This window comes from Hyunsoonleella aquatilis (assembly GCF_014270105.1).
Lineage (GTDB): Bacteria > Bacteroidota > Bacteroidia > Flavobacteriales > Flavobacteriaceae > Jejuia > Jejuia aquatilis.
Genome location: NZ_JACNMF010000001.1, coordinates 19,837 through 40,952, shown reverse-complemented (window position 1 = coordinate 40,952; position 21,116 = coordinate 19,837). Strand labels below are relative to the sequence as shown.

Annotated in this window: 22 protein-coding genes; 11 read left to right on the top strand and 11 right to left on the bottom strand. The window is 38.3% G+C overall.

The window, feature by feature from the left end:
* On the top strand, positions 1-2,412 hold the full coding sequence (locus tag H7U19_RS00205) for a TonB-dependent receptor (RefSeq protein ID WP_186557827.1): 2,412 nt from the start codon (positions 1-3) through the stop codon (positions 2,410-2,412).
* Between the two features lies 1 nt (position 2,413).
* Here H7U19_RS00205 and H7U19_RS00200 read toward each other — a convergent pair whose 3' ends face one another.
* Positions 2,414-4,918 (bottom strand): T9SS type A sorting domain-containing protein, encoded by a 2,505-nt coding sequence (locus H7U19_RS00200; protein ID WP_186557826.1) that lies wholly within the window; start codon positions 4,916-4,918, stop codon positions 2,414-2,416.
* A gap of 71 nt (positions 4,919-4,989) precedes the next feature.
* Between H7U19_RS00200 and H7U19_RS00195 the strand changes: the two genes are divergently transcribed.
* Positions 4,990-5,469: a regulatory protein RecX gene (locus tag H7U19_RS00195; protein WP_186557825.1), complete on the top strand. Its 480-nt coding sequence runs from the start codon at positions 4,990-4,992 to the stop codon at positions 5,467-5,469.
* Between the two features lie 61 nt (positions 5,470-5,530).
* Here the strand turns inward: H7U19_RS00195 and H7U19_RS00190 are convergent, their stop codons facing one another.
* The 3 genes from H7U19_RS00190 to bioB all read right to left on the bottom strand — a co-directional run bounded on the left by H7U19_RS00190 (position 5,531) and on the right by bioB (position 8,252).
* Positions 5,531-6,046: a DUF6646 family protein gene (locus H7U19_RS00190; RefSeq protein WP_186557824.1), complete on the bottom strand. Its 516-nt coding sequence runs from the start codon at positions 6,044-6,046 to the stop codon at positions 5,531-5,533.
* Positions 6,047-6,108: 62 nt separating this feature from the next.
* Positions 6,109-6,963, bottom strand: a complete 855-nt coding sequence (locus tag H7U19_RS00185; RefSeq protein WP_186557823.1) for a cupin-like domain-containing protein — start codon at positions 6,961-6,963, stop codon at positions 6,109-6,111.
* A 194-nt stretch (positions 6,964-7,157) separates the two neighbouring features.
* A complete protein-coding gene (gene bioB, locus H7U19_RS00180; RefSeq protein WP_186557822.1) occupies positions 7,158-8,252 on the bottom strand; it encodes a biotin synthase BioB in 1,095 nt (364 codons plus the stop codon).
* An 89-nt stretch (positions 8,253-8,341) separates the two neighbouring features.
* On the opposite strand from bioB, the gene H7U19_RS00175 reads away from it, so the two are divergent.
* A complete protein-coding gene (locus H7U19_RS00175) occupies positions 8,342-9,373 on the top strand; it encodes a sugar-transfer associated ATP-grasp domain-containing protein (RefSeq protein ID WP_186557821.1) in 1,032 nt (343 codons plus the stop codon).
* 33 nt (positions 9,374-9,406) lie between these two features.
* Here H7U19_RS00175 and H7U19_RS00170 read toward each other — a convergent pair whose 3' ends face one another.
* The 4 genes from H7U19_RS00170 to H7U19_RS00155 form a co-directional block, all read right to left on the bottom strand.
* A complete protein-coding gene (locus H7U19_RS00170) occupies positions 9,407-10,561 on the bottom strand; it encodes a beta-ketoacyl synthase N-terminal-like domain-containing protein (protein WP_186557820.1) in 1,155 nt (384 codons plus the stop codon).
* A gap of 101 nt (positions 10,562-10,662) precedes the next feature.
* Positions 10,663-11,928: an adenosylmethionine--8-amino-7-oxononanoate transaminase gene (gene bioA, locus H7U19_RS00165; protein WP_186557819.1), complete on the bottom strand. Its 1,266-nt coding sequence runs from the start codon at positions 11,926-11,928 to the stop codon at positions 10,663-10,665.
* Positions 11,925-12,533 (bottom strand): dethiobiotin synthase, encoded by a 609-nt coding sequence (bioD, locus tag H7U19_RS00160; RefSeq protein WP_186557818.1) that lies wholly within the window; start codon positions 12,531-12,533, stop codon positions 11,925-11,927. Before bioD ends, bioA begins: the two co-directional genes overlap by 4 nt.
* Positions 12,530-13,681: an aminotransferase class I/II-fold pyridoxal phosphate-dependent enzyme gene (locus tag H7U19_RS00155; RefSeq protein ID WP_186557817.1), complete on the bottom strand. Its 1,152-nt coding sequence runs from the start codon at positions 13,679-13,681 to the stop codon at positions 12,530-12,532. Before H7U19_RS00155 ends, bioD begins: the two co-directional genes overlap by 4 nt.
* Before the next feature lie 197 nt (positions 13,682-13,878).
* On the opposite strand from H7U19_RS00155, the gene H7U19_RS00150 reads away from it, so the two are divergent.
* The 7 genes from H7U19_RS00150 (at position 13,879) to H7U19_RS00120 (ending at position 17,658) form a co-directional block, all read left to right on the top strand.
* Positions 13,879-14,625, top strand: coding sequence for a CPBP family intramembrane glutamic endopeptidase (locus H7U19_RS00150; protein WP_186557816.1), 747 nt, complete (start codon positions 13,879-13,881; stop codon positions 14,623-14,625).
* On the top strand, positions 14,612-15,082 hold the full coding sequence (locus H7U19_RS00145; protein ID WP_186557815.1) for a DUF2975 domain-containing protein: 471 nt from the start codon (positions 14,612-14,614) through the stop codon (positions 15,080-15,082). Before H7U19_RS00150 ends, H7U19_RS00145 begins: the two co-directional genes overlap by 14 nt.
* 4 nt (positions 15,083-15,086) lie before the next feature.
* The gene (locus tag H7U19_RS00140) at positions 15,087-15,614 is read left to right on the top strand and encodes a DUF2975 domain-containing protein (RefSeq protein WP_186557814.1); all 528 of its coding nucleotides are present in this window, start codon (positions 15,087-15,089) and stop codon (positions 15,612-15,614) included.
* Between the two features lie 12 nt (positions 15,615-15,626).
* A complete protein-coding gene (locus tag H7U19_RS00135) occupies positions 15,627-16,124 on the top strand; it encodes a DUF2975 domain-containing protein (RefSeq protein WP_186557813.1) in 498 nt (165 codons plus the stop codon).
* Positions 16,125-16,127: 3 nt separating this feature from the next.
* Entirely contained in the window at positions 16,128-16,358 is a 231-nt protein-coding gene (locus H7U19_RS00130) for a helix-turn-helix domain-containing protein (RefSeq protein WP_186557812.1), read from the top strand.
* 39 nt (positions 16,359-16,397) lie between these two features.
* The gene (locus H7U19_RS00125) at positions 16,398-16,850 is read left to right on the top strand and encodes a DUF3157 family protein (protein WP_186557811.1); all 453 of its coding nucleotides are present in this window, start codon (positions 16,398-16,400) and stop codon (positions 16,848-16,850) included.
* 112 nt (positions 16,851-16,962) lie between these two features.
* Positions 16,963-17,658, top strand: a complete 696-nt coding sequence (locus H7U19_RS00120; protein WP_186557810.1) for a porin family protein — start codon at positions 16,963-16,965, stop codon at positions 17,656-17,658.
* A 116-nt stretch (positions 17,659-17,774) separates the two neighbouring features.
* On the opposite strand, the gene H7U19_RS00115 is transcribed toward H7U19_RS00120, so the two are convergent.
* Together H7U19_RS00115 and rpoN are read right to left on the bottom strand one after the other, a co-directional pair.
* The gene (locus H7U19_RS00115; RefSeq protein WP_186557809.1) at positions 17,775-18,386 is read right to left on the bottom strand and encodes a hypothetical protein; all 612 of its coding nucleotides are present in this window, start codon (positions 18,384-18,386) and stop codon (positions 17,775-17,777) included.
* Positions 18,383-19,843, bottom strand: a complete 1,461-nt coding sequence (gene rpoN / locus H7U19_RS00110; protein ID WP_186557808.1) for an RNA polymerase factor sigma-54 — start codon at positions 19,841-19,843, stop codon at positions 18,383-18,385. Before rpoN ends, H7U19_RS00115 begins: the two co-directional genes overlap by 4 nt.
* A gap of 186 nt (positions 19,844-20,029) precedes the next feature.
* Between rpoN and H7U19_RS00105 the strand changes: the two genes are divergently transcribed.
* Positions 20,030-20,587, top strand: coding sequence for a cupin domain-containing protein (locus tag H7U19_RS00105; RefSeq protein WP_186557807.1), 558 nt, complete (start codon positions 20,030-20,032; stop codon positions 20,585-20,587).
* A gap of 29 nt (positions 20,588-20,616) precedes the next feature.
* Here H7U19_RS00105 and H7U19_RS00100 read toward each other — a convergent pair whose 3' ends face one another.
* The gene (locus H7U19_RS00100; RefSeq protein ID WP_186557806.1) at positions 20,617-21,051 is read right to left on the bottom strand and encodes a cupin domain-containing protein; all 435 of its coding nucleotides are present in this window, start codon (positions 21,049-21,051) and stop codon (positions 20,617-20,619) included.
* Positions 21,052-21,116: the final 65 nt, after the last annotated feature.

Here is a 21,116-nt window from a genome sequence, read left to right as displayed (position 1 = left end):
ATGAAGTTTACCTCTTTGCTTTTATTGCTTTTGCTGTGTACCTGCAGCTTAAAGGCCCAAGAGGTAAAAGTGGCCAATGCAATTACCCAGGAGCCAATCTCAGGCGTGGCCATATTTGATAAAAGGCAGGCCAAAAGTGCTATTACCAACTTTAAAGGCGTTGCTCAATTAGATCAGTTTAGCCCAAATGATACCCTTTATTTTCAGCATTTATCGCACGAAACCAAGATTTTAATTAAGTCTCATATTCCCAAATCCAACATTGTTTACCTTGATGCGAACACACAAGGCTTGAACGAAATCGTCATATCAGCGTCCAAGTTTGAGCAGAATAAAAAGGACATCCCACAAAAGATTATCAGTTTCAATTCCGAAAAAATTGAGTTGATGAATCCACAAACTAGTGCTGATTTGCTTCAAAACTCCGGCATGGTTTTCGTGCAAAAAAGTCAGTTGGGAGGAGGTAGCCCCATGATTCGGGGGTTTTCGACGAATAGGTTATTGATTACAGTGGATGGGGTAAGGATGAACAACGCCATTTTTAGAGGTGGCAATTTACACAATGTGATTTCAATAGACCCCCTATCTATAGAAAACACTGAGATTATACTGGGTCCAGGTTCGGTAATTTATGGGAGTGATGCTATTGGCGGGGTAATGGGGTTCTACACACAGACCCCTAGGCTATCGGAATCCGATTCCATAAAAGTATCATCCAATATTTTAACGAGATATGCCACGGCCAGCAACGAAAAGACCGCTCATTTTGATATTAATTTGGGGTATAAGAAATGGGCTTTTGTTACGAATGCTACCTTTACGGATTTTAACGATTTAAGAATGGGTAGCCATGGCCCTGAGGACTATTTGCGTTCGGAGTTTGTAAGTTCCAGCAACGGGAACGATGTGATTTTGGAAAACAGCAATCCCAAGGTGCAGAAGTTTTCGGGCTATCATCAGTTCAATGCCATGCAAAAGGTCAGGTACAAACCCTACAAAGATTTAAGTTTTGACTTGGGTTTATATTATTCAAGATCTTCGGATATTCCAAGATATGATAGGTTGATACGTTATGAAGGCGATGCACTGCGCTCCGCAGAGTGGCATTATGGTCCTCAGAAATGGTTTATGTCCAACTTGCAAGTGACCAAACTAACCAGTAACTCCAATTTATACGATAAAGTTAAGGCTACATTGGCTTTTCAGAATTTTAAAGAAAGTAGGATAGACAGAGATTTTCTGTCGAATGATAGAAATATTCGTGAGGAATCCTTGAATGCCTATTCCTTTAATTTGGATTTTGAAAAACGTTTGAGTGATAAAACGCGATTTTTTTATGGTGGAGAATATGTGCATAACAAAGTGATGTCTGAAGGAAGGCTTGAGGATATTAGTTCTGGAATACTGTCCAACACCATTTCTAGATACCCTAATGGAGCTACTTGGAAGTCTGCCGCCATATACTCAAGTTTAAAGTACAAGCCAAATACAAGATTTGTATTTCAAACTGGTGTTCGCTTTAACCACGTGGGTTCAAAGGCAGATTTTACAGAGAATAATGCCTTTTTAAACTTGCCCTTTCAAAGTGCAAAAAATAGTGCCGGAGCGTTTTCCGGAACGGCAGGCTTAACTTGGTCGCCCAATACAACAATGCAATGGAAGTTAAATGCGGCTTCGGCTTTTCGGGCGCCAAATATTGATGATATTGGAAAGGTATTCGATTCGGAACCTGGCTCGGTAGTCGTGCCAAATGAAAATTTAAGGCCAGAATATGCTTATGGTGGAGAATTGGGTTTGAAATTGAATTTTGATCAAAAGCTAGTCCTGGATTTAAACACCTATTATACCTATTTGGACAATGCTCTTGTAAGGAGGGATTATACTTTGAATGGTCAATCCCAAATAATGTACGACGGGGAAATGAGCAATGTACAGGCCATACAGAATGCCTCAAAAGCATGGATTTATGGGTTTGAAGCAGGGTTAAAACTTTTGGTCTCTAAATATCTTCGATTGACTTCGCAATATAGCGTTATTGGCGGTACGGAAGAAAATGATAATATAGAAGTCCCTATTAGGCACGTGGCTCCTAGTTTTGGAAATATCCATGTGATTTGGGCAGGAAAAAAACTGACCATTGATGCTTTTACGGAATATAATGGGGAATTGTCGTTCAATCAATTGGCACCATCTGAAAAACAAAAGGACTATTTGTACACAAAGGATGCAAACGGCAATCCATATGCACCATCTTGGTATACAATAAACCTAAGAACACAATATAAGGTAAATAAAAGCACGACTTTGACAGTCTCTCTGGAGAATATCACCGACCAGCGCTATAGACCATATTCTTCAGGGATTGCTGCCCCTGGCAGGAACCTCATTATCGCCTTAAAATATAGCTTCTAAATTATTGCTTAATAGCCTTTTTGGTTATCACTGTACCATTTGACAATTCTATTTTAGCAATAAAAATGGAACTTCTCAAGTTGGATAATGTATAGGTTTCGGAAGCGCTAGTGCCTTTTAAATCATATAATTGTCTCCCCAAAAGATCAAAAATTGTAACAGATTTAATGGTGGATACGCTCGTTGAAAACTGAACCTTGTCACCTTCCAATTCAACTATGCTTAGTTCAGTAGACTCTGAAGAATTGTCCTCAATCGAAAGAGCACTCGCATCAAAAACAATCTCAAAGCGCTCATTAAATTCCCCAACTTCAGACGTGAACGTATAATCTGAATCGGATAGGTTATGGAGTTTGTTTAACAAATCATCTTTTAGGTAAATAGAATTTTCAGTTAAGAAATCTCCCTGAAATTGTGCTATTGATAGTGTATAAAGTGTAGCATTATTAATAGATGTGCTGAAACCAAGTTGAATAACTTCATCATTGTCAATGCTATTTGGATCTTTGCCTTGAATGGCGTATTTCTTATTGCTGTCCAAAATAGTTGTATAAATTGAGGCACCTTCTTTAGGGAATTTAGCGGCATCATAAGCCATGCCATCATCACCATCCGTAGCGCCATTTACATAGCCTACAAGGATTTGATTAAAAACACCATTGTCAGATACCAAATTCACCCAAAACTTATTGGCATCATTTGTTATTGAATTCTTTGTGCTAGAACTTTTAAAAAATTGACTATTGGCGGTAGTATTAGCAACTCTCATAGAATTGCTAAAAATTATATTTGTGGTATAAACGTCTCCCGAAACTAAAGATGCAGGTGTAGGCGCATTGGCCATACTAACAAAAAAGCCCTGGCCAGAGGGGATGTTTCTTGATGGCGTAACACCGTCTCCACCGGCATTTTCTCCAACAGCATTAATGATGGCATAGTCTGTATTTGAAAAGTTTAAGATTTCATTTCCGTTGGCATTTCCGGCCGCAGGAGTATTTTGAGACCATAAAAAGATAGCGCCATCAATATATCCTGAACCTCCGCTGGAAGTTCCGCTAACATCTGTTGAAACATTGCTGTTTACCGCTAAAAACAAATCCGCATCTATGGCTGAGGGGTAGGGGTTGCCTACAAAATTCCAATTATAGTCATTTAATTCTGAATCGTTCCTGTAGATAGGGATACTGTAAACGCCATTATTGAAGTCTCCTTCAAAAGTTGCTCTGAACGTTTTGTTGGACACTCCAGGTGCTATGGAATAGGCAAAATCGGATATCGTAGTTGCGTAGCCAATACCTGGTTGCATCATCGCAGAGCTTCCTATTTGTACCCAATCATTAAAATCATCATCAATATCATCTTGACCAGGAACGGTAGCATTATTGTTCCCTGTTTCAGCAGAGGCATCTAAGAAATTTTGACCATTGAAAGTATAACATTTATTAAGATTCAAATCCGCAACTGCTCCAATAAAGGTTTCGCCAGAAACTGGTGAACTCCAATAAGTGTATTCATCTGAATGATCCATGGGAGCAGTGACCTTATCTACACTCATTGTGCCATTATTTACAACTGCGCCAAGATCACTGTTTTGAATAAAAGCACCTAAAGGTTGAACATCGATAGCACATAGAGCATCAACAGTGACGTCATTTTGTGTTTCAACATAATAGTTATCCGCAATTAATAGTGTTGCAGAGTTGCTAACAGTCAAATTGCAAGCACTAAAACTACCTCCATCAGTGCTTGTGTTATAATCACCAGTAAGAATTGCAGAAGTGTTGATATCAGGGCCAGTACCATTGCTCCAAGCGGAACCATCCCATGTAACTGCTGGGTTACATGGAACTAAGGTACCCCAAATTTCTATATTGTCTATAGCTATATCTTCATCCCCAGCATTGAGATTGAACAATATTTCAATGTCAAGTAATGTGCCGGTTCCCGCAATGCTTTGAGTAAACTGGGTAAAAGAATCAGTAATGGCAGCACCATCACCTGTACCATCAAAATCTGAGTCGATTGCTGGCTCATTGTTGGTCCCTGCGCCATTTGGGCCAATCCACAACAGATTACTAAATGTTCCCGTGTTGTCTATATCATAATTGATACGCACATAGTCTGGATTTCCACCGGTATTATCCCAGTCTTCATTAGCTCCATCGTCATCTTCCGCTAAATGAACACGAAATTCAAGACTAGCATAACCACTTACATTTATATTGTTTACCAATAATCGTACGGGAAGAGTAGCTCCTTCACCATCTATATCCTGAGCGGCAAAGTAATACGATCCCTGCCGGTTAAGAAAAACTTCACCATTTATAGTACTGCCATCAGTCCTTATGAAATAATCTCGTCCTGTACTTACTCCTTGATCCGTAAATTCAGGTACATTTGTAGAATACCCTTCGGGAGTTTCAAATGTTAATTCTGCTAATTTGGTCTGTCCGTAACAAAAACCATTAGCCAAAAGCAACATCAATAAATAAGTAATCTTTTTCATAATCGTTAAGTTTTTAATTTAGATTTGGTATCTATAAAATCCTTTTTATATTTTCAATCGTTATTTTTGAAATGCACATGCAGACCAAAACAACATATACCGTACAAGAAGCCACTAGAAAACTAGAGCATTATTGTGCGTATCAGGAACGTTGTCATCAAGAGGTGCGGCAAAAGCTGAAATCCATGCACATGATACCTGAGGCCATCGATGTGATCATCGTCCATCTTTTAGAGCATAACTTTCTTAACGAAGAACGTTTTGCCAAAACATTTGTTCGGGGTAAGTTTAGAATAAAGGCTTGGGGCCGGCGTCGCTTGACTTATGAATTAAGACAAAAAGACATCAGCAAAGTTAATATAAATCAGGCACTTGCTGAAATAGATGAAACGGAGTATATCGAGGTTTTCAATGGTTTAGCCGAAAAAAAGGCGAATTCCATTACAGGAATCAGCAAACATAAAAAAAGGCGCAAATTAATCGATTATCTGCTATACAGGGGCTGGGAAACGCACTTGGTGTACGAAAAAGCCAAAGCTGTTTTCGGGTAAAGCCATAAAAAAGCGGACGAATAACATGCCTCGTCCGCTTTTTATAAATGTTTACTGTTCTTTATAGATTAAAACTTGCGCCGAAGTTTACTGTAAATTGATTGTGCAACATTTCAGGAGCAGTTAATGCTCCGGATTTGTATTTTGCCAATGGGACATTCAATTCGGTATAAACCCCAAACCCATCCGTAAAAAAGTATCGTGCACCTAAATGTCCACCAAAATTCTTAAGTCCTAAACTCAAACCGGGGTATACATCAAAGCTGTCGTCAACATTAATAACACTGCCCAAATTGGCATTGAAACGTGCTCTTACATCGAAACGATTGTCGAAATCAGCATTAAAATCGTCATTAGCATTATCCTTTAAAGCACTATTCACTCCTAAAAGATAGGTTGAAGTTAGACCAATGGAGATGTTTTCCCCAATACCAAAATCATAACTTAGGTTAATACCCGAGCCATTGTCCTGAACATTGGCTCCCACTTGAAATTTGTTGTCGTTCTTTCCTGTATATGCTTGTCCGTTTACCATAATAACGCTAAGTAAAGTCAAGCCTAAAACTAAATTTTTCATGATTTGAGTGTTTAATTTAGTGCGCAAAGATATTACAAGTTTTATAACTTCAAAGGTTTTGTTTACAAATGTTTATGGGTGCGGACAATGGCCTGCTGGTTTTTCCAATCGATCCATTCTTGACCTTTTAGTCTTCGCATTAAATTATCATAATGGCGCATAAAAACAATGTTGTACAGAGCCCTGCTAAAGTTTTTTGGGTTTCTGGCAATAGCCCGCAAACTCATAGAAAACCCTGGAGCTATATAGCGCATGTAATGCCAATACCCTTCTGGCATGTAAAGGACTTCGCCGTGGTTCAATTCGGTTTTGTAGCCCTTTACCTTTTTCAGCATGGGCCATTTTCCATAATCGGGACTGTGGAAATCGATATCCTCACGAGTGATTAAGGAATGCGGGATTTTATAGAGGTAATCGGTTTGGTCCGGATGAAATAGAATGCATTCCTTTTTACCATCAAAATGAAAATGAAAAATGTTGGCCAGATCAATATCGTAATGCATAAAGGTGTGGGAGTCCTGTCCACCGAAAAACAGCATGGGCAAACCTTTCATCAAGCGCAACCCAAAGTCCGGAAAAGTAAAATCGTGCTGCAACTCGGGAATTTCCTTAAGGGCATTCCACAGAAAAATACGGTATTTGGTAGGCTCGCTTTTCAACAAGTCCACATAATCGGCTAACTTCATTGTAGCGTGCGCCTCATTAAACCCCTCTTTGTAATCCACGGGTCTATCGTCATACAGTGGCACGGTTAAATCCCCGCCAATGGCCTTCATATAGTCCAAGCTCCATTTCTCGTAAGCCGGCCAATCGTCAATAAAACGTTCAATCACAACAGGTTGCTGTGGCTTAAAATACTGCTTTAAAAAATCCGCCTTTGTAATCGTTTTTACGCGCGGTACCTCCTGTAAGTTCAACGAATAAGGTTTAGTTTGATTTGGCTCCAAAGTTAAGAAAACGTTAGGAGATGGGAAACAACAACTTGGGCGTTACCCACTCCCGATAGCTATCGGGAGGGTCGGGCTTTCACTACTCGCTCTCTTTGAGGAGCTCAAACAGGCCGTTCAATCCCTAACGCGAAGCGCAGGTCTCTAAAAGAATACTTAGAAAATTATTTTAAAGCTTTGGCTTTTTCCTTGGCCGCTTCGTTACGTTCAATAGTATGATCCGGACGAGACCATTTTGGTTTTTCGCCTAAAGTTTCAAATTGCGAATCTTCGGCTTCCACGGTTTGGGGTTGTACTTTTTTGGTGAATGGTTTTTGTGGATTTAGCCCTAATTGCTTAAACATTTCCATATCCTCATTCACATCCGGGTTTGGTGTCGTTAATAATTTATCCCCAGCAAAAATGGAATTGGCTCCAGCAAAAAAGCACATGGCCTGGCCTTCCCTTGTCATCTGGGTACGTCCCGCACTTAATCGCACTTGGGTTTCAGGGAGTACAATACGTGTGGTTGCCACCATGCGCACCATATCCCAAATGGAAACGGGTTTTTGGTCTTCCAAAGGTGTGCCTTCCACAGCGACCAGTGCGTTGATAGGTGTGGATTCCGGTTGTGGATTTAAAGTGGATAAGGCCACGAGCATCCCTGCCCTGTCTTCAATACTTTCCCCCATACCGATGATACCACCGCTACAAACAGTTACGTTTGTTTTCCTAACATTATCAATAGTTTCCAATCGATCTTCAAAACCGCGGGTAGAAATCACTTCTTTATAATATTCTTCCGAAGAATCTAAATTATGATTGTAGGCATACAGCCCTGCTTCCGCCAAACGTTGTGCCTGATTTTCTGTAAGCATCCCCAAAGTACAACACACTTCCATATCCAACTTATTTATGGTACGCACCATTTCCAAAACCTGATCAAATTCATCGCCATCCTTGACATTTCGCCAGGCCGCTCCCATACAAACGCGAGAACTGCCCCCCGCCTTAGCACGTAAGGCTTGGGCTTTTACGTGTTGTACGCTCATTAAATCATTACCTTCAATATCTGTATGATAGCGTGCAGCCTGCGGGCAATACCCACAATCTTCAGGGCACCCTCCTGTTTTTATGGAAAGCAAAGTGGATACTTGTACTGTATTCGGATCGTGATTTTTACGGTGTGTAGTGGCTGCCTCGTAAAGCAGCTCCATTAGGGGTTTATTGTATATATCTAGAATTTCCTCTTTGGTCCAATTATGCTTTGTCTCACTCATAAATCGTCAGTTAGTTAAGCCAAAAATACTAATTTAAAATTAAGGGATAAAGTTTAAACCTATATCTTTAAAGTGGAAAAATTAGAAAAGTGGCCCAAAATAGATTAAAGGTTTTTTTAAAGAGTCCGCTCAAAAAACATCCGCTCAAAATCATCAAGGAAGTATTAATATTGATGGTAGTGAAGCGCGAAATACCCTATTACTATTTTAAATATCTCTACCGAAGGGATGTGCCTAACTATTTGGATTACATGGGACTCAAGGAACGTATGACTTTTAGATTTCACAAATCCATGCATAACATTGATTATGAAAATTTGATTGATGATAAACTGTATTTTGCATTGTTTTCCGAAAGGGCGAATATGAGAACACCTAAGTTGCTGAGCTACAATTTCAGGAGTTCCTTTTTTTTTGAAAATAAAGTTTTAAAAATCAATGATTTAGATAGTGCGGATGATTTTTTTCAGAATATTTTGGCAAAAGAAAATATAGCTGGAGTTTTTTTTAGACCGATATCTGATTGGGGAGGAAAAGGATGTTTTAGGGTTACAAAAGCCAACAGTAGGCAGGTCCTAGGAGAAAACTATGAGAAGTTGGTAAAAGGTAATTTTGTACACAACGAGGTTGTGCACCAGCACGAGGCGATAAATGAAATCCATAGTAATTCCATAAATACTTTGAGAATTGTTACCTTGATTGTTGATGATGGGAGCATTGAGATTATTGTGGCCGCTATGCGTTTTGGCATTGGAGACAATATTGTTGATAACGCATCTTCTGGTGGTTTTTTTGTTGGGATGGATATTGCAAAGGGAATATTGAATAAGTACGGCTATTACCTAGCCAAGTTTGGAGGAGAAAAAATAACCGAACACCCGGACAGCCATTACGAATTTGATGGTTTCAAGGTGCCGTTTTATGATGAGGTGCTTTCTTTAGTTAAAGAAACAGTTCGTTTAATACCTAATAAATTGATTGGTTTTGACATCGCAATTACGCCGTCAGGACCTGTAATCATTGAGGCCAATGCAACTCCCGCTATGGATATTGCCGATGTTGCACACGGCGGTTTACTTAAAAATAAGCACGTTAAAAAAGTATTGAAAGATTTAATGTAAAAACCTAGTTTAAGTTTTTAATCGCTCAATATATTATTTTGAAAGCAAAATGGACACAGCATTCCCTCCAAAACCAACAGCATTAACCAAAATGTTTTCAATCTTTTGAGGTGTTTTTTGATTTTCTAAATATGGAATACCAATAAATTTCTGGTGCTGTAACATCAAAACAGCCAATTCAATATTTAGTGCCCCCGATGCCCCAAACGTATGCCCGATTTTCCATTTGTTTGAAGTTACCGCTGGTACGTTATCTTTAAAAATGGCTTTAATGGCTTTATATTCTGAAATGTCGCCTTTTACTGTTCCTGGGGCATGCATTACCACGACATCAATGTCGCTCGCTGACATATCTCCTAAGGCCATTGCCATTGACTTTTGAAAGCATTTAGCATCACTTGAGATTGAAACATAATGTTTCAGAATCTCGGTGGCATACCCATAACCTTTAACCGTGGCTAGTGCATTTTGTTTTTCTCCGGCCTCTAAACAAATCATGGAAGCGCCTTCTCCTAAAACCATAGTGTTTTTCGATTTTTCAAGGGCTAAGGCCTTGCATGGAAAGTCACCTTTTTCTTTGGAGTAAATTTTTAAGGCTTGCATTTGGGCAATGGTGAATGGTGTTAATGGTGCTTCACTGCCTCCTACCAAAAATTTGTCGCACATACCCGAGTTTATCCAAGCAATACCGTTTAGCATGCTGTGTAAAGCCGTTGAGCAGGTAATGGAGTGGCTGATTTCGGGACCCCCAGTTTGTAAATCATGGGCCACCCAAGAGGAAATATTGCCCAAAGTCGTTGTTGGTGAACTTAGGGTATCTGACGTATTGGTCCTTAAAAATGACTCGTGATATTTTTCAAAAAGAGCTGTGGCTCCCCGGGAAGAACCAATATTAATCCCAAAATTATCGGAATGTTTCCAACCTGCATTTTTCGCGGCTTGCCTTGACGCATAAATGGCAAACAATACAGTGTCGTCCAATGTATGGTATTTCGAATCCGACTGTCTTAATGCTTCAATCTCCTTTTTCGCTTCAACCGGGATTTTTGAAACGAACACATTTTTACCTTGAAAGTCCCTTTCGGTGATACAATGTGAATTGATTTTGTAATTTTCCCAAGCCTCTATGGAGGATTTTCCAAGAGGAGAGATGGATGAAATAGCCGTTATTGATATGGGTTTGTGCATGTTTTGTGATGCTGTCCCGAAAACTCCCAATAGTTATCGGGACGGGATTAATTCAGCATCTTTAAAGAAGTTTTTTGTTAGTTAAAGTTTAATAGACAAATTTATACTATTTCTAAAGCATCTTCAATAACCTGGTACACTTTTTCCAATTCTTTCGTCGTGATGATATATGGTACTTGAATATAGATGGTATTTCCTAACGGACGAAGAAACACGCCTCGGTCCATAAAAAATTTTAACAATATATCTCGTAAACTGCCGTAGCGTTGCATTTTGACATTGAGGTCAAGGGCAAAAATAACGCCCAGACTTCGTGAGTCCTTAACTTTTGGATGGTTTTTAATACGTAGTTCAAAATTTTGATGGGCTCTGGTTATACGCCTAATATTGGATTGTATCCTTTCGGAAGTCAGCAATTCTATTCCCGCAATGGCGGCCGCACAAGCTATCGGATTAGCGGAATAGGTATGGCAATGGAAAAAGCCTTTAGCCATATCATCACTCAGAAAACCGTCGTAAATATCTTGTGTGCAAGAGGTAATGGCCATAGACAACAGCCCTGCAGTTAATGCTTTGCTTAGGCATATAATATCTGGTTTGGTATCCATGTAATCTGAGGCGAAATACCGTCCTGTTTTGCCAAACCCCGTCATCACCTCATCGGCAATAGTTAAGATATTTTGGGATTTGCAATAATCTAAAATGGAACTCAAACCACCAGCGTCATGGATTTTCATACCGGCCGCACCTTGAACCAATGGCTCATAAATGAATCCAGCGATTTTATAGCTTAGATTGAAATTCTTTAATTGATCTAGAATTTGCCCATGATTTGTACCATTGGGGGTTGGAATCCGTTTCACTTCGATTAAAAAATCTTCAAAAGGTCCATTATATACTGAAAGGCCTGAAACGCTCATGGCTCCAAAGGTATCACCATGAAATCCATTTTCAAAAGCAATAAAAGTCGAACGCTTTTCACCTTTGTTAAAATAGTACTGTAGTGCCATTTTCATGGCCGCTTCAACGGCAGTAGAGCCATTATCGTTAAAGTAAATTTTATTTTGATTCTCAGGTAATATTTTAGTCAGTTCCTCAGAAAGTTTAACCGCTGGTTCATGTGTAAAATCGCTGAACATCACATGGTCCAACTGTTGCATTTGGCGAGCTACTTTTTCGGTAATGTAGTCATTGCAATGGCCGTACATACAGGTGTACCAGGAGGCAATAGCATCAATATATTCATTACCATCTTCGTCGGTCAATGTGCACCCTTTTGCTTTTACAATAGCCATACTTTCAGGTTGTAACTGGTGCTGTTTAAGTGGATGCCACAGGTGTTTTTTATCGCGCTCTTTTAAGGTCATAGCTTATCTCTAAACAGTTCAGCATATTCCTTAACCACATTTTTATCAAAATACGGTTCTTCATTAATTCTTCCGATAACTGGAACTTGCGTCATTTTTTTGATGATATCTTCTGTTGAAGCATGTTCATCACCACTAAAAATAATGGACACAGGCAGACCTTTATCTTTTAATGTGTTCACCGTCAAAAGTGTATGGTTAATACTTCCCAAATAGTGCCTGGACACCACGATGACTTTATAGTTAGGCCTTATTAAATCAAAAACCGTATCAATATCATTCAACGGCACCAATAAACCGCCAGCGCCTTCGATGACCAAATTGTTTTTAGTTTCTGGAACTCGAATTTTATCCAATTCGATGGTGACGCCGTCAATATCTGCCGCCCCATGCGGACTCATCGGTGTCTTAAGGGCATAGGCATTGGGATGAAATTTAGATTTTGAATTTGAAACCAAGCGTTTTACTTTTTTGGTGTCGCAGTTATCAAGTTCTCCTGCTTGTACAGGTTTCCAATAATCGGCCTCCAAAGCTTCTGTAACGATAGCTGAGGTAACGGTTTTGCCTACATCGGTGGATATGCCCGTAATGAAATATGTTGTCATATTGCAAAAGTAGCAAGTAGATGCAACACTTTGGAAATTTCTTCGGGGGAATTATAGGAATGTAAACAAAAACGCAGGCGTTCTTGGCCTTTTGGGACGGTTGGAGATAAAATTGCTTTAACATCAAAACCTTGTTCCTGCAATCGTTTTGCAATAGATTTTACCTTGTCGTTTCCAGAAATGACGCAACAATGAATTGCTGAATTGGATTCAATAAAGATATCCTGAAGGTTGTTTTGAACTAGCTCCGATTTAAAATAAGCAATATTTTTATGAAGCGCTTGAATGTTTTTGGTTTCGAACAAATTATTATATGCCGAGTGAATTGTTGCCAAACTATGTGGGGGCAATGCCGTGGTGTAAATAAAACTTCTGGAAAAATTCAAAAGGTATTGCCTTAATGTTTCACTTCCTAAAATTGCGGCGCCATGGCATCCCATAGCCTTTCCGAAAGTTACGATGCGAGCAAAAATGGCAGTTTCCAGATTTAAGTGTTGAACCATTCCGACACCCGAAGTACCAAAGACGCCACCGGCATGGGCTTCGTCAACTACCAAAAAGGCATTGTGAGATTTGCAGAGGTCAACCATTGCAAATAAATCGGGGGAATCGCCGTCCATTGAGAATACGGATTCTGTAGCGATGTAAATAATTGCGTCTTGTGGGCTTCGACTGCGCTCAGCCTGACAACGTTTTTCTAAATCAATCAAATCATTATGCTTAAACTTATACGATTTAGCATGGCTCATCGCGATACCGTCCCGTATCGAGGCATGTATAAATTCATCAAATAAAATCACATCGCCACGTTGAGGCACACATGAAAAGAACCCAATATTGGCATCGTAGCCCGAATTAAAAATTAAAGAGGCTTCGCAGTTATGAAATGCGCATAGCTGTTCTTCAACAATTTTGAAGAGTTTATGATTTCCAGAAAGTAAGCGCGAGCCTGTTGCCCCATTTTGTTTGACGTTCTGCTCGATTAAGAATTGATGTGCTTCATTAAAAATGATTTCATTTTTAGAAAAACCGAGATAATCGTTGGACGAAAAATCTACCAATTCGCTTTGCTCCCTCAGTTGTCGCAGGGCGTTATTGGCTGTGCGGTCGGCTAATTTTTGTTCCAGTTTTTTAGGGAAGCTTTTCATCTAAAAACAAATATAGATAATGCTTTTGGTTTTATGGAGAAATTTAAATTTTTCAAAATAATTATTGTTTTTCAATAATTTTATTTAAGTTTATTATCGAAAAACAATAATTTTACATGCAAAGCCAAATAACTGTTGTTAAGAACAAACCTTCAATTGTATATCTCATAACGGGTATTGTTCTAATGTTTATGTTAATGACTGCTGTTCAGTTAGGCTTAAGTGAATTATTTCAAAGTATCGACCGTAATTTCAAGCCATCAAAAGTCGTTTTGATGAAAGTTTCTGGACATTTGGTTGCTGGATTGGTTATTTTACTCTTTGCACACAGAGAACTGTTCAAAACGAAAGAGTCAATTATAAAAAGACTTGGACTTAGAAAACCTAAATTATCTGTTTTAGACATTTCAGCATTAGCATTGGGCTCTTTGTTTTTCGGTTGGATGGCAAGACAACTTGCATTAAAGCTATTTTCTTTTTTTGGACATTTGGCAGAGACTAAAGAACTTCCTGTATTTGAGAATTTAACAACCGGGTGGGGAATTTTAATGATTTTAACAATTGCAATTGCACCTGGCTTTGTAGAAGAAATTGCATACAGAGGCTTTTTACAGCGCGGTTTAATTAAGAAACATAGTCCTTTCTTAGCTATTTTTATTTCTTCAGTACTATTTGGATTGGCTCATATTACACCTCAGGAAATTGTCTTTACATTTTTTATGGGATTATGGTTGGGTATTATCTCTTATAGAACAAATTCAATATGGCCTACTATTTTTTGTCATATAACAGTAAACGGTTGGTCTAGTGCTTACATGGTTGGAAAGCAACTTTGGACATTTCCAGTAACGCCACCAATGGTGTTTAATGTTCTATTCTGTATTGCTTTTGTTTACTCAATTAAAATTTTAGTTACTAAAAAAAAGATTTATGAAAAGAATTAATCTGCTATATGGATTTTTGGTCATTGTAAATATTCTATTAGCATCAGTGCTTGTGGTTATTTTGATCCTTTTGGTAATTCCTGACTTTTTATATCAAAAAACCTATCCCAATGAAACATTTGGAATCTTTAAACATTTTGTTGTTTTCTTACGAGGAACTCTATTATTATTCGGGTTATTTAAAATACAGCAAGGTTTAATATCTATTATAAAACATGGTTTTTATAACACCATTAGCGAATCCAAATTTAAAAGAGGAGGCTTCTTTTTAATCCTTGTTGGGGTTACTTCAATTGCATTTAATATCATTTTAAAAGGTGAGTTTCAAGCAACTGTGCTAATAACGAATTTCGTGCAATCCTTCTTCGTTATTCTTGTGGGGTTAGGGCTTTATGTGCTTGCGGATTTTATTAAAAGTGGAGGAAAACTAAAAGAAGAAAACGATTTAACTATATAAAAACATGAAAAAACTAGCATACATAACATCCTCAGTACTATTTTATATTATCGCCTCCATACTACTTTTTATATTTCTATTTTCCATACTCGCTTTTTTCGAATATAAATTCGAAATCGATGTTCCGTTTGTTGAAATTTTGGGGAACCGAGGTAAAGTAAATGTCCCCATTTTCGGTTTGGGCATCAATATTCCATTCAATTATGCCATTATTTTCATGTGGATTGCTATGACGTATTACCTAATCTATTTTTACGCATTTAAAGAATTTCTTAGAGTGTTTGTAGAAAAAAGGACGTTTAAGGCAAGGTCATTAAAGCGATTAAGGTTTTTCTTAAAATTAAATATACTTCCTTTTTTTTATATCATAGTTTTATGCTTCTGCTTTTTTATCCTTGGCAAACCTGTTCGTGTTTATGAGGAGTTTTTTATCATATTTGCCCACTTGGTAGTAGCCTTTTTGGTCTATCTGTATTTGGATGTTCTGAAAAAAGGAAAACACATTCAGGAAGAAAACGATTTAACTATTTAATTGACAAAATCCATGCTTAAAATTTTCAAAATAGCACTAACTACTTTCATTGCATTGTATGTTATAGCAATGATTTTATATCTTTTGATAACACTAACGGGTGGGCATACTGCACCCAAGCATTTACTCAGGAATTCTTTTTTTTCGTCATCCAAACTTTTGAATTTCTACATCTACCTTATCCTCGATGTCATTAAAGATGTTATTCTTGTTTTGGCTTTAATTCTATTACTGAGAATCGGCAATTTGTTTGAGAAAAAGAATTATTTTACAGCTTATTCTGTTAAGCGCTTAAATTTAGCAGGAAAGTGTTTCGTCCTCGTAGCCATAATGGGATTTTTTATGTCGATTTTTTATCACTATTCTTTTTCAGAAAATATAATGGAAAGTATGTTGTTGCCATTTTTTTACCATTTTATGACTTTAATAATTGGTTTGGGGATTTTGGTTATTGAAGAAACTCAAAAATGTGCCATATATCTGAAGGAAGAAAACGATTTAACCATATAGCTCATGCCAATAATCGTAAATCTTGACATAGTACTTTCCAAACGTAACATGAAAAGCAAGGAGCTGGCTGAAATTATTGGTATCACCGAGGCAAATCTTTCCATTTTAAAATCTGGAAAGGCGAAAGCCGTGAGGTTTTCAACTCTGGAAGCCATCTGTAAAGCCTTGGATTGCCAACCCGCCGATATTTTGGAATATGTGAATGCTGAACCTGATGGAGATATTGAGGAATAAAATCGTATTTTTGAATTCATCTTAAAAGATTTTCCCGCTATGAAACATTGCCTTTATATTCTTTTGTTTTTGTTGTCTTTTACGGCTATTTCCCAAAATAATTATATCGTAAAAACCGAAGATGGCCGGCGTGTTTTGCTAAAAGCCGACTACACGTGGGAATATATCGATATGCAACCGATGACGCTTGTAGATAGCACTGAAATGAAAGACATCAAGCCCCTAAAACCAAATACCTGTGGTGTAGCGGAAGATTTTGAAGAACCTCAGTTAAATTCAAAAATTCAGAGACAGCTTAAAAAAGGACGCGCCACGATTGAGCATATTAAAAAGAAAGTAGCTAAAGATTATGAGTGCGATGAAAATGACGTTTTACTATTAACAGCTAAGGAAAAAAAATCATACGGTAATTACTCTTTCTGCGCTAATGGAAAGAAGGTGTTTTACAAGCGCAATGGGAATAAAATTATTGAAAAAGGGAAGCTTCTTTAGTTGCTAAATAGCCTCCAGCATTTAGCTTCACTTTTATATTTGTGATATTGCTTCCTTCAAACTACAATCCGTATAAAATGTTAGCTATATTTGTTTTGGAGAGAAATTTCAAATGAAGCACCTTTTAATACTTTTAGTTTTAACTCTTTTTTCGGTAAACCTTTTTTCCCAAGACATCACCAGCAAGGTTAAGGATTCATTATACAAAGAAGACCAATTTTATCTTGGCATCACCTATAATGTTTTGGGCAATCAACCCAGTGGACTAAAACAGCGAAGCTTTTCCCTCGGGTTCCATTTGGGCTACATCAAGGATATGCCCATAAATAAAAGACGCAATAAAGCTATTGGCATCGGTTTAGGATATTCAACAAACTCTTACATTCAAAATATCCTCATCCAAAAGGATAATTCAGGAAATTTTAATTACAGCATTATTGATGGAAGCACAATAAGTTTCACGAAAAATAAGTTTTCCGAACATGTCTTGGAATTACCTATTGAATACCGCTGGCGTACCTCCACGATTTCCGATTACAAATTTTGGCGCATTTATGCTGGCGTAAAATTTGGGTATGCATTTACAAACCGAAGCAAGTTTGAAGGCAGTTTGGGGAAATTGAAATACAGCAACAACGGCGATTTCAATAATTTTCAATACGGGCTTACACTAAGCGTAGGCTACAATACCTGGAACCTTTATGCCTATTACGGCCTCAATCCTATTTTTGCAGATAGCGCCACAATTAATGGCGAAACCTTGGATATGAATGCCGTCAAACTTGGCTTGATGTTCTACATCCTTTAAAGCCTAAATTTTGAAATTAAGTTCGGCCGAAGTTTTTCAAAGGCTCTTTCATATTTTTAATTAACGTGTTTATCGTCAGGTTGAGCGCAGTCGAAACCCTTCAAATCAGCCAAATTTTAAAGCCAATAATTCACCAAAATCAATTGGGGGAACACCCCAATAAAAACGCCCATAGTCAATTCGCCATAGGTATGGGCATTCATATGCAACCGCGATGTAGCTAATGCCCCTGTTATAATACTCATTAAAGCTAAAGTGCCATTAATATTAATGCTAAAATGGATGCCTAAGGCAATAAAAAACATAAAGAGGCCCGATACGGCTACCATATGCAAACTGGCCTTTACCTTAAAAAATGCCAAGGCCAAACAAGAAATATTGGATATTAAAATCCCAACGAAAAAGTAGTACAGCTCCACAGTTTGGCTGGGTTTTATAATGCGTTTAATCACCAAAACAATAACAATAGCATTCAAAATAAGCGGAATGATACGTTCCTGCGTGGTGGCAAGATGAATAGATTTTACCTTGCCGATTGTTTTTAATAGAAAATACAATAGAATGGGGAGAAAAATCGTCAGAATAGTAAGGGATACCAAATGAGCTTTGATGATTTCTTCTGGAATAAATCTGGGCGATTTGGCGAAATAAAAAATAATACCAGCAATCGGCATGATTAACGGATGAAAGATTGCCGATATACTCCTAAGAATATGATTGCCCGTCATATCTTTTTCCTTAAACGGGCCACTGGAATATCCAGTTGTTCCCTATATTTTGCAACGGTACGTCGCGCAATGGGGTAGCCTTTTTCTTTTAGTATTTTCGCCAGGGCTTCATCGGTAAGCGGTTTCCTTTTGTTTTCTTCCTCTATAACGGTTTCAAGGATTTTTTTGATTTCTCGGGTGGAAACATCCTCGCCCTGGTCGTTCTTCATGGATTCCGAGAAGAATTCCTTAATTAACTTCGTGCCATAAGGCGTGTCCACATATTTACTGTTCGCTACTCTTGATACCGTAGAAACATCCATGTCAATTTCATCCGCGATATCCTTTAGAATCATCGGTTTCAATTGACGTTCATCGCCAGTTAAGAAATAATCCTTTTGATAGTGCATAATAGCGCTCATCGTTACAAATAAAGTCTGTTGTCGTTGCTTTATCGCTTCAATAAACCATTTGGCGGCATCCAATTTTTGTTTGATAAACAGTACGGCGTCCTTTTGAGATTTACTCTTGTCCTTCGCATCCTTGTAGCCCTTTAGCATATTGTTGTACTCACGGGACACGTGCAATTCCGGTGCATTTCTGCCGTTAAGAGTTAACTCCAATTCGCCATCTACAATTTTTATGGCGAAATCCGGTACCACATGCTCCACAATACGATTGTTTCCTGAATAGGAGCCACCCGGTTTTGGGTTTAAATGTTCAATTTCAGAAATAGCATCTTTGAGCTGTGCCTCCGTTATATCAAATTTGCTCAACAGTTTTTTATAATGCTTTTTGGTAAAGGCATCAAAAGCTCCATCGATAATTTGAATAGCCAAATCCGTATCCGCATTTTTCTCTTTTCTATGCAGTTGAATACTCAAGCATTCCTGCAAATTTCGAGCTCCCACCCCGGCAGGATCCAATTGATGCACAATTTTCAGTACTTTTTCAATACTATCTTCGGTAGTGTAAACATTCTGCGTAAACGCCAAATCATCCATAATATCGGAAAGCGAACGCCGAATATAACCGCTCTCGTCCACGCTACCCACTAAAAACTCCGCAATATCTCGCTCATCATCCGTTAATCGATATGTGTTCAACTGATTGATTAAATGTTGCGTAAATGAGGTGCCGGCTGCGTAGGGAATGGTTTTCTCGTCATCATCCCCGCTGTAATTATTGGCCTGGGTGCGGTAATCCGGAATTTCGTCGTCGCTCAAATATTCGTCAACGTTAATATCCTCGGCATTTATGGAGTCGCTGTCTCCATAGTCGTCTGCATCGTTATTTAAATCAGCATCCAGATCGTTATCTGCACTTTCCTTGCCCTTTTCCAAGGCAGGATTTTCCTCTAGTTCCTGTTTCAAACGTTGCTCAAAGGCCTGGGTAGGCAACTGGATGAGCTTCATTAACTGAATCTGCTGAGGCGAAAGTTTCTGTGATAGCTTAAACTGTAATTGCTGCTTTAACATGGTTGTTTGGTGTTAATCAAAGATAAAAAAAGCAATACGTAAACCAAAGGTCGTACCAAACTATTCCAATTTAAAAGTTTTATAAAAAAAACAAATGGCCAGCGCCAGTATAACTCTTGAAGATGTGCCTAATGCAATTCCTTAGTTTTTGTTATATTTCAATATTAATCCATAAATCCAACCAATATGCCAACCAAAGGACAAAAAGTAGTCGATCAGTTTAGCGGGGATACCATCGAATTTTTAGAAACCTCGGCCGACACCAATGGCGAACGCGTTACAATGAAGGTTTCCTTAATAAGCAAAGGTCAAACCGTTGATGACCACATCCATATTCTACAAGAAGAATCCTTTAAAATCCTATCAGGTAGAATGACTTATTTTCTTGATGGGCAACAACACTATCTCAATGCCGGTGAGGAAGTTACTTTGCCAAAAAACAAGGCGCACAACCATTATAATACCGATGATGCTCCAGTAGAGTACATTCAAACCATTACCCCCGGGATAGATGTGGATCTATTTATTGAAAATTTGTTCGGGATGATTAATGACGGAAAGGTAAAAGAAGGCAAACTGTCCTTTTTGCAGGCTATGGTAACGGGAAAATACCTAGAAAGCCCTTCCAGACTGGCAACTATCCCTTTGGGCATTCAAAATGTTTTAATGAACACTGTTGGGCCTTTGGCTAGGTTATTAGGGTATAGAGCTATCTATAAAAAATACACTGGTGTAGAAAAATAGCTCAAACCAAAATGAAAAAGAGCAAAAGTCTACGCCCTGATAATCATATCAAAATCGGCCGCAGTGGCCATCACATTCTGAATGATTTCAGGAGCAACCGATTTTTCCTGTGCCCTATCGGAATCTGCCGGCACCCCCATTTGTTCAAAAAAACTTCTAAAACCCTTTGGGCTATGAATATTCACCCATTTGCAGGGCGCATCACTTTTATTCCCAAAGGTATGCAACGTATTTGGTGGCACGTCAACTGACTCTCCGGCTTTGACTACCTTCACTTCTCCGTCGATAAAAAATTCCATTTCTCCTTCAACGATTAAAAAGGATTCCTTGAAGGACTTGTGCATGTGCGGTGGCGGTCCAGATACTTGTGCTGGCGTTTCTGCCAGCATTAAATCATAATCTCCGGTAGTATCAAATACGGTTACTTTATGGCCTAAGACCCATTTTGAATTGGTTGATTTCATTTTATAAGACATTTGTCTCACAAACATATTAATAATTTTTGAAATATCAAAAACTTATAAGATAT